Origin of the sequence: Xanthomonas sp. GPE 39 (genome assembly GCF_000963005.1) — a bacterium.
In the GTDB taxonomy this organism is placed as follows: Bacteria; Pseudomonadota; Gammaproteobacteria; order Xanthomonadales; family Xanthomonadaceae; genus Xanthomonas_A.
This window is the reverse complement of record NZ_JZHZ01000007.1, coordinates 93,244-103,863: the sequence shown is the minus strand read 5'-3', so window position 1 is coordinate 103,863 and position 10,620 is coordinate 93,244. Positions and strand designations below refer to the sequence as shown.

Here is a 10,620-nt window from a genome sequence, read left to right as displayed (position 1 = left end):
CATCTTGGATACACACGGCGCACCGGCACCGATTGGGGTAGTGGGCGAGTTGTACATCGGTGGCGATGGCGTCGGGCGTGGGTATCTCAATCGAGAAGCATTGACCGCTGAGCGCTTCCTCACGGATCCATTCAGCACCGATCCGACGGCACGGATGTACCGCACGGGCGATCTGGGCCGTTGGCGTGTCGATGGCACGATTGAGTTTGTGGGACGCAACGATCAGCAGGTCAAGATTCGTGGTTTCCGCATCGAGTTGGGAGAGATCGAGGCCCGCTTGAGCGCGCATGCGGATGTGCGTGAGTGCGTGTTGGTGGCGCTGGAGGGTGCGGCAGGCACTGATAAGCGGCTGGTGGCGTATTGGGTCGGTAACGAAGCTGTTGATGCTGCCGCATTGCGGACTTGGCTATCGGATGTACTGCCGGACTACATGGTGCCAGCCGCCTATGTGCGGTTGGATCGCTTGCCGCTGACCCCGAACGGCAAGCTGGATCGCAAGGCGTTACCCGCACCGGATGGCGCGGCCTATGCGGCGTTGACGTATGAAGCACCACAGGGCGAGATCGAACAAACCATTGCCGCGATCTGGTGCGAGTTACTCGGTCTGGAAGACATCGGTCGGCACGACAACTTCTTTGCCCTTGGCGGGCATTCGTTGCTGGGCGTGCGCTTGATTTCGCGCATTCGCAGCGCACTGGGCTTGGAACTGCCGCTGGCCACGCTGTTCGCTCAACCGCGGCTGGCCGAGTTAGCTCACGCCCTGGCAAGCGCCAACGCCAGCACCTTGCCGGCTATCGTCTCAGCGGATCGAGATGCACCACTGCCATTGTCCTTCGCGCAACAACGGCTATGGTTCCTGGCGCAATTCGACGAACGCGCCGCGCAGGCGTACACCCTCTCTGGCGTGGTGGACTTGCACGGTGCGCTGGACCTGCCCGCGCTGCAACAGGCGTTGGACCACATCGTCGCTCGCCACGAGGTACTGCGCACCTGCTTCCTCGCCAACGACGACGGCGCCACCCAGGTGATCGCCCCGGCCAACGTCGGCTTCGCGCTGACCTGCATCGATCTACGTCACACCCCAGATGCCGAGGTCGCCGCCCAACATCACGCCGAACAGGCAACCCGCACGCCCTTCGATCTGAGCCGTGGTCCGTTGATCCGTGGCTGCCTGATGCAGCTGGCCGAGCAGCAACACCGCCTGCTGATCAGCATGCACCACAGTATCTCCGATGGCTGGTCCATTGGGATATTGATTCGCGAACTTGGCGCGCTGTACGCCGCCTTCGTGCAAGGTCAGCCCAATCCGCTGCCGCCCCTGCCGATCCAGTACGCCGACTACAGCCTGTGGCAACGCCGCGTGCTCGACGGACCGCTGCTGCAACGCCAACTCGCCTTCTGGCGCGAGCATCTGCATGGCGCACCGGCGCTGCTGGAATTGCCGACCGACCACCCACGTCCGGCCTTGCAGGATTATCGCGGCGATAGTGTCGAATTCGCCATCGATGGTGAACTCACCGCCGCATTGCGCGCCGTGAGCCAGCGTCACGGCACCACTGTGTTCATGACCGTGTTGGCCGGCTGGGCGGTGCTGTTGTCGCGCCTGTCCGGTCAAGATGAGGTGGTCATCGGCGCGCCCGTGGCCAACCGCACCCGTAGCGAACTCGAAGCGTTGATCGGCTTCTTCGTCAACGCCCAGGCACTGCGCATCGACCTACGTGGTGCACCGAGCGTCGCCGACTTGCTGGCGCAGGTGCGTGCCACGGCATTGGCCGCGCAGGATCATCAGGACGTGCCGTTCGAACAGGTGATCGAGGCGCTCAACCCGGAACGGAGTTTGTCCGCGCAGCCGGTGTTCCAGGTGGTGCTCACCTGGCAGAACGTGCCCGATGCCGAGTTGGTGCTGCCCGACATCCGATTGCAGCCGATCCAGTCGCACACAGCCGATGCCAAGTTCGATCTGGAGTTCTCGCTGCAGGAGCAGCAGGACCGCATCGTTGGTAACCTGGGGTATGCCACGGCGCTGTTCGAGCGCATCACCATCGAACGGCATCTTGCCCAGTTCGTGACCCTGTTGCAGGGCATGGTCGCCGACGACCACGCCCGTGTCGCGCAATTGCCGCTGTTGCCTGCGGAGGAGCGCACCCAATTGCAGCGCTTCACCGTCACCGAGACCACGCCGCTGGCTCCGGCCACCTGCATCCATCGCTTGTTCGACGCGCAGGTGCAACGCACGCCCGATGCCATCGCGGTGATCGAAGGACAACGCACCTTGCGCTATGCCGAACTGGACGCCCGCGCGAACCAACTCGCCCAGCGTCTGCGCCGTTCTGGCGTCGGCCTGGAGAGTCGGGTCGCCTTGTATCTGCCGCGCAGCATCGAACAAGTGGTCGCGGTGCTGGCCACGCTCAAGGCCGGCGCGGCGTATGTGCCGCTGGATCCGGAACTGCCCAGCGAACGTCTGGCCTTCCTGCTGGAAGACAGCCGCCCACGCGCAGTGCTGACCTGCACCGATCTGCAGGATCGTCTGCCAGCCAGCCGCGCGATGCTACGCGTGAGCGTGTTGACCCTGGACGACAGCACGGAGACGCACACCGATGATCCCGGCGCACCGGATGTCCCCGGTCTGTGCCCGGAGAATCTGGCCTACGTGATCTACACCTCCGGCTCCACCGGCCAACCCAAGGGCACCTTGCTCACCCATGCCGGTGCGGCGCATTACCTGCAATGGGCTATCGAACACTATCGACCGCAGCCCAGCGCGGTGGTGTCCTCGTCGTTGTCCTTCGACGCCACGTTGACCAGTTTGCTCGCCCCGCTGTTGTGCGGTGCGCAGGTGGAACTGCTGCCCGACCACGACACCCTCGATGCCTTGCGGCAACGTCTGTGTGATCCAACCCCGCTGGGTCTGGTCAAACTCACGCCCGCGCATCTGCACGTGTTGGGTCAACAATTGGCCGAGCACGCAACACCGCTGAGCCCGTCGGTGATGGTGATCGGCGGCGAAGCACTGCCGCCCGCCACGTTGGCCCGTTGGCAAGCCCTCGCACCGCACACCCGTCTGATCAACGAATACGGCCCGACCGAGACGGTGGTCGGCTGCGTAGTCCACACCACGACTGCTGACGATGCACACGCGCCCAACGGGCGTGTGCCGATCGGTCAACCGATTGCGCATCTTCGCCTGTACGTGCTCGATGCGCATGGACAACACGCACCGATTGGCGTAGCCGGTCATCTGCATATTGCGGGGCCTCAGCTTGCACGCGGGTATCTGGGCCGTGCGGATCTGACCGCCGAACGCTTCGTGCCCGATCCGTTCGCAGAGCACCCCGGACAACGCATGTACCGCAGCGGCGATGTCGCCTGCTGGCGCGCCGACGGCACGCTGGAGTATCTGGGCCGCAACGACGATCAAGTCAAACTGCGTGGGTTCCGCATCGAACTGGGCGAAATCGCCGCCGCGTTGCGTGCCTGCACGGGCGTGCAGGATGCGGCGGTGTTGCTGCGTGAGGACACTCCGGGCGAGCCACGATTGGTTGTCTATGTGGTGGGCGAGGTCGAGCGGATAGACGCCGAGAACCTGCGCAGCGATTTGGTCAATCGACTGCCCGAGGTGATGCTGCCGACGGCCTATGTGTGTCTCGAGACTTTGCCACTCACTGCCAACGGCAAGCTGGATCGCAAGGCATTGCCGGCACCAGATGGTGCGGCCTATGCGGCCAGTGCGTATGAAGCACCGCAAGGTGAGGTCGAACAAACCATTGCCGCAATCTGGCGTGATCTGCTGGGTTTGGAGAGCATCGGGCGGCACGACCACTTCTTCGCGCTCGGCGGGCATTCCCTACTGGCGGTGCGGGTTGCTTCGCGTTTGCGCAAGGAATTGGGTGTAGAGATCGGGGTGGCCGAGTTGTTTGTGCACGCCACGCTCCAGCAACTTGCCGCCTGCGTGGCCTCTTCGTCCGCTGCGATCTTGCCGCCGATCCTGCCATTGCAGCCGGATGCGCCGCGTGTGCTGTCGTTTGCACAGCAACGGCTCTGGTTCCTATCGCAGTTCGAGGGTGTCAGTCAGGCGTATCACATCAGCGGCGGCTTGCGTTTGCGTGGTGTGTTGGATGCGCAGGCGTTGCAACGTGCGTTGGATCGCATCGTGGCCCGACATGCGTCGCTGCGCACGACCTTCGCGCTGGTCGATGGGCAGGCGTTGCAGCAAATCGCTGATGAAGAAAGCGGCTTCCATTTGCTCACCCACGATCTGTGCGGTGTAACTGATCGTGAGAAAGAGCTTGAGAAACTGCTGACCGCGGAAGCGCAAGCGCCATTTGCGTTGGAGCAAGGCCCACTCATCCGTGGCCGGCTGATACGACTTGCCGATGACGAGTCCGTCCTCTTCGTCACGATGCACCACATCGTCTCGGATGGTTGGTCGATGGGAGTTTTGATCAACGAGCTGAGCGTGTTGTATCGGGCGTTCGCACATGGCGAAGCCGATCCGCTGGCACCGTTGCCGATCCAGTACGCCGACTATGCAAGCTGGCAGCGGCAGTGGTTGAAGGGCAATGTACTTGAGCAACAGGCCACGTATTGGCGTGAGGCACTGTCCGGCGCACCGGTATTGCTGGAACTGCCAACGGATCGTCCACGTCCGGCTCAGCAGGATCATGCCGGCGCCATGTTGGAGGTGATCGTCGATCCGCAACAGACACAAGCGCTGAAGGCCCTGAGCCAGCGCCATGGCCTGACGCTATACATGACCCTCCTGGCGAGTTGGGCGTTGCTGCTATCGCGTCTTTCCGGCCAGGACGATGTGGTGATCGGCAGTCCGGTGGCTAATCGTGGGAGATCGGAAACCGAAGGGCTGATCGGGTTCTTCGTCAACACGCTGGCGTTGCGGGTGGAGTTGTCCGGCTCACCTACGTTGGCGCAACTGCTGGCCTCGGTGAAGAACCGCACACTGCAAGCGCAGGCACATCAGGATATCCCGTTCGAGCAGGTGGTCGAACTGCTGCAACCGCCACGCAGTCTGGCGCATGCGCCACTGTTCCAAGTGATGTTCGCGTGGCAGAACACACCGCAGGGCGCGCTTGATCTTGGCGCAATCGAGGCCAGCGGATTGGGTGTTGCACAGACGAGCGNTCGGCAGTCTGGCCTATGCCACGGCATTGTTCGAGCGTTCGACGCTGGAGCGGTGGATGGGCCATTGGCGGCATCTGTTGGAAGCGATGGTCGCCGAGGGTGCCGAACATCAGGCAGTAGATCGTCTTCCGTTGCTCGACGATGCCGAGCGCTATCAGGTGCTGACGCAGTGGAATGCAACAGCAGCAGATTATCCGCGCGATGCCTGTGTACATGAATTGTTCGAGGCACAGGTGGCACATGATCCATCGGCCATCGCGGTAGTGCAGAGTGAGGTGGCCCTGACGTATGGCGAGTTGAACGCGCGTGCTAACCGTCTGGCGCATTACCTGCGTGAGTTAGGCGTGCGCCCGGATGATCGCGTGGCGATCTGCGTGCAGCGCAGTGTGGAGATGGTGGTGGCGGTGGTGGCTGTATTGAAGGCTGGCGGTGCGTATGTGCCGCTGGACCCAGCCTATCCACCGGAGCGACTGGCCTATATGCAGTCAGATTGCGGTGCGTTGGTGATGTTGACGGATACCGCGAGCCGCCACTTGGTCGAGCATCTGACTGCTTCAACGGTGGTCGTCGATCTGCAAGCCGACGGCCAGCGCTGGGTACACCTGTCCGACAGTAATCCGGATCGCACCGCCGTTGGTCTGACCTCGGGGCATCTGGCGTATGTGATCTACACGTCCGGATCGACTGGTATGCCGAAGGGCGCGATGAATGAACATCGCGGCGTCGTCAACCGCCTTGTGTGGATGCAAGAAGCCTACACGCTGGATCGATCCGAGGTTGTTTTACAAAAAACACCGATCAGCTTCGATGTCTCGGTTTGGGAACTGTTTTGGCCGCTGCTGAACGGTGCGCGTGTGCAGTTGGCGCAACCAGAAGGCCATAAAGATCCGGTGTATTTGAAGACGTTGATCCGCGAGACGCAAGTCACCACGCTGCATTTCGTGCCATCGATGCTGCGGGTATTTGTCGAGCATGGCGATGATGATCCGTGTTCCTGGGTCAAGCGAGTTATTTGTAGTGGCGAAGCCTTGCCGGCAGCGCTTGCAGAGCGTGCCCAGGCGGTTTTTCCGTCAGCTGAGATTTTCAACCTTTATGGGCCGACAGAAGCGGCAGTGGATGTCACGGCCTGGCGTTACTGCGCCGAGTCGGAAAACACCGGGATCCTGCCGATTGGTCGTCCAATCGCGAACACGCAGATCTATATCCTCGATGTACAAGGTGCACCGGTTCCGATTGGGGTGGTGGGCGAGTTGTACATTGGCGGCGATGGCGTGGGGCGTGGTTATCTAAATCGCGACAATTTGACCGCCGCGCGCTTCCTCATGGATCCATTTAGTACCGATCCGACGGCGCGGATGTATCGCACTGGCGATCTGGGTCGCTGGCGTGCCGATGGCACGCTTGAGTTTGTCGGACGCAACGATCACCAGGTCAAAATCCGTGGTTTCCGAATCGAGTTGGGCGAGATCGAGGCGCGGTTGAGTGCGCATGCGGAGGTGCGCGAGTGCGTTGTCATTGCGCTTGATGATCTGGCGCGTACCGACAAACGACTGGTGGCGTATTGGGTCGGTGCCGAGGATGTGACGCCCGAGAGCATCGGTCCAGAGGTTTTGCGCAGTTGGCTGTCGGGTGCACTACCGGACTACATGATCCCAGCGGCCTATGTGCAGTTGGAGCGCTTGCCATTGACTCCTAACGGCAAGTTGGACCGCAAGCTGTTACCGGCGCCGGAAGGTGCGGCTTATGCCACACATGCGTATGAAGCACCACAGGGTGCAATTGAAGAATCTATTGCTGCCATCTGGCAAGACTTACTTGGGCTCGACACGATAGGCAGGTATGACAACTTCTTTGCCCTCGGTGGACATTCCTTGCTGGCAGTGACGCTGATCGAGCGTATGAGTCAGCAGGGATTACAGGTCGATTTGCACACTTTATTCACTACTCCGACGCTTATCGCATTAGCTACTAAATCATCTGAAGAAATTCAGTGCAAGCAAGTTGAATTAATTTCAAGAAATAAAAATAAAGCGGCCATCAAAGAATTTAAGATATGAAAATCTGGAATTTCTTGCTTCAGTTGAGAATAAAAAATATATCTCTGTCATTGAGTGATGATGGTGTTGACTTAATAATTTCATGCAGGGATGAGGATTTTACTCTTGAAATTCAGGATTTCATTAGAAGTAACAAGGCTCTATTGATAGAGTGGATAATTTGTGGGAAGTTAGATTTTTTAAAAATTGATAGGGATTTTCCTGGAAATGATGAGCCAATTTTAGAAATTTCACTGGATGAAATTGGAGTAATTTCTGAAATAACCCAGGGTGGATCGTCCAATATCCAGGACATCTATCCACTGGTTCCACTACAGGAAGGAATTTTCTTCCACCATCTGCTGCAGCGCGAGGGTGATGCTTATTTATTGCCGAACCTGATCGCTTTCGACAGCCGTTCGCGTCTGGACGCGTTTGTTGATGCGCTGCAGCGTGTCATCGATCGTCACGATATTCTACGTACAGCGGTGGTCTGGGAAGGGCTTGCCGCACCAGTCCAGGTCGTGTGGCGGCATGCGCCACTGGTGATTGAGGAGGTTTGCCTGGATGGCACTGACCTCGATGTGGCGGCACAGCTGCAATCGCGCTTCGATCCGCGCTACTGGCGCATGGATGTGCGTCAGGCGCCGCTGATGCGTGGTTTTGCGGCGCACGATCCGGCCAATTGCCGTTGGCTGCTGCAGTTGCTCAGTCACCACCTTGCTCTAGATCACACCACGTTGGAGATCGTGCTGGAAGAGGTTAAATGTCACTTGTGTGGTGAAGCGGCTAGCTTGCCTGCCCCCCTGCCGTTTCGTAATTTTGTCGCGCAGGTGCTGCTGGGTGTGAGCCAAGAGGAGCACGAGGCGTATTTCCGCACGATGCTCGGTGATATCGATGAATCCTGTGCGCCGTTCGGTCTGGTTGATGTACAGGGAGATGGATCCGATGTGGAAGAGGTGCAGCTCGAACTACCGGGTCGGCTGTCGGCATTGCTGCGGAGTCAGGCACGCACGCTCGGCGTGAGCGTAGCCAGTCTGTTTCATCTGTCCTGGGCGCAAGTGGTGGGGCGGGCCACGGGGCGTGAGAGTGCTGTGTTCGGGACAGTGTTGTTTGGACGTATGCAGGGCGGAGCTGGGGTCGGTCGTGCACTGGGAATGTTCATCAATACCTTGCCGATACGCATCGAAATTAATAGTGCTAGCGTGCTAGAAAGCGTGCGTTTGGTACAACAGCGACTTGCCGAGCTTTTGCAGCACGAGCATGCGCCGCTGTCGCTTGCGCAGCGTTGCAGTGGTGTTTCGGCACCGGCACCGTTGTTTACCTCGCTGCTCAACTACCGCCATAGTGGCCAAGCGAATAGTGCTGCCAAAGCGATGGCATGGAAGGGGATCGACACGCTATCGAGTCATGAACGAACGAATTATCCGCTTACCGTTTCTGTGGATGATGTGGGATCGGATTTTGTACTGAAGGTGCAGTCGCGGCGTCCACTGGTCGCGGATCGTATATCCGCGTTTATGTTGAAGGCGTTGGAGGGGCTTGCCGATGCCCTTGCTTATGCGCCAGAGACAGCAATGCGTGATTTCGATGTTCTACCTGACTTTGAACGGCAGCAGGTACTGACGCAGTGGAATGCAACAGCAGCAGATTATCCGCGCGATGCCTGTGTGCACGAGTTGTTCGAGGCACAGGTGGCACATGATCCATCTGCCATCGCGGTAGTGCAGGGCGAGGTGTCGCTGACCTATGGCGAGTTGAACGCACGTGCCAACCGTCTGGCGCATTACCTGCGTGAGTTGGGTGTGCGCCCGGATGATCGCGTGGCGATCTGTGTGCAGCGTAGTGTGGAGATGGTGATCGCGGTGGTTGCTGTATTGAAGGCGGGCGGTGCGTATGTACCGCTGGACCCAGCCTATCCACCGGAGCGACTGGCCTATATGCAGTCAGATTGCGGCGCGTTGGTGGTGTTGACGGATACCGCCAGCCGCCACTTGGTCGAGCATCTGACTGCTTCAACGGTGGTCGTCGATCTGCAAGCCGACGGCCAGCGCTGGGTACACCTGTCCGACAGTAATCCGGATCGCACCGCCGTTGGTCTGACCTCGGGGCATCTGGCGTATGTGATCTACACGTCCGGATCGACTGGTATGCCGAAGGGCGCGATGAATGAACATCGCGGCGTCGTCAACCGCCTTGTGTGGATGCAAGAAGCCTACACGCTGGATCGATCCGAGGTTGTTTTACAAAAAACACCGATCAGCTTCGATGTCTCGGTCTGGGAACTGTTCTGGTCGCTGCTGAGCGGTGCGCGGATGCAGTTGACCGAATCAGAAGGCCATAAAGATCCGGTGTATCTGAAGGCGTTGATCCGCGATACGCAAGTCACCACGCTGCATTTCGTGCCGTCGATGCTGCGGGCATTTGTCGAGCATGACGATGATGATCCGTGTTCCTGGGTCAAGCGGGTTATTTGTAGTGGCGAAGCCTTGCCGGCAGCGCTTGCAGAGCGTGCCCAGGCGGCTTTTCCATCAGCTGAGATTTTCAACCTTTATGGGCCGACAGAAGCGGCAGTGGATGTCACGGCCTGGCGTTACTGCGCCGAGTCGGAAAACACCGGGATCCTGCCGATTGGTCGTGCGATTGCGAACACGCAGATCTATATCCTGGATGTACACGGCGCACCGGTGCCGATTGGGGTGGTGGGCGAGTTGTACATTGGCGGCGATGGCGTGGGGCGTGGTTATCTAAATCGTGACGATTTGACCGCCGCGCGCTTCCTCATGGATCCATTCAGTACCGATCCGACGGCACGGATGTATCGCACTGGCGATCTGGGTCGCTGGCGTGCCGATGGCACGATTGAGTTTGTGGGCCGCAACGATCAGCAGGTCAAGATTCGTGGTTTCCGTATTGAATTAGGAGAGATTGAGGCACGGCTGGGCACACATGCGGATGTGCGCGAGTGTGTGGTGGTGGCGCTGGAAGATGCCACGGGTAGCGACAAGCGATTGGTGGCGTATTGGGTTGGTAGGCAGGATGCGACGCACACGCCTCTTGGCGCGGAAAGCTTGCGCAGTTGGCTGTCGGATACCTTGCCGGATTACATGATCCCAGCAGCCTATGTGCAGTTGGATCGCTTACCGCTGACCCCGAACGGCAAGCTGGATCGCAAGGCATTACCCGCACCGGACGGCTCAGCCTATGCAGCGCCTGTGTATGAAGCACCTCAGGGCGCGATCGAACAAACCATTGCCGCGATTTGGTGTGATCTGCTGGGTCTGGAGAGCATCGGGCGACACGATAACTTCTTTGCGCTCGGTGGACATTCGTTGTTGGCAGTGCGGGTCGCCTCTCGCCTGCGTCAGGAATTGGATGTCGAGATCGGCGTGGCGGAGTTGTTCGCGAATGCAGCGCTGAAGGACCTTGCCGCGTGCGTGGCCTCTTC

General features: G+C 59.6%; 3 protein-coding genes. All 3 read left to right on the top strand.

Annotated features, from left to right (window positions below):
• The first annotated feature begins 40 nt into the window (after positions 1-40).
• A complete protein-coding gene (locus tag XALGPE39_RS00355) occupies positions 41-5,353 on the top strand; it encodes a non-ribosomal peptide synthetase (RefSeq protein WP_045726522.1) in 5,313 nt (1,770 codons plus the stop codon).
• Positions 5,295-7,193: an amino acid adenylation domain-containing protein gene (locus XALGPE39_RS14800; RefSeq protein WP_235429841.1), complete on the top strand. Its 1,899-nt coding sequence runs from the start codon at positions 5,295-5,297 to the stop codon at positions 7,191-7,193. Before XALGPE39_RS00355 ends, XALGPE39_RS14800 begins: the two co-directional genes overlap by 59 nt.
• On the top strand, positions 7,190-10,620 hold a 3,431-nt coding region (locus tag XALGPE39_RS00350), incomplete at its 3' end, for a non-ribosomal peptide synthetase (RefSeq protein WP_152624926.1). The genes XALGPE39_RS14800 and XALGPE39_RS00350, both read left to right, overlap by 4 nt.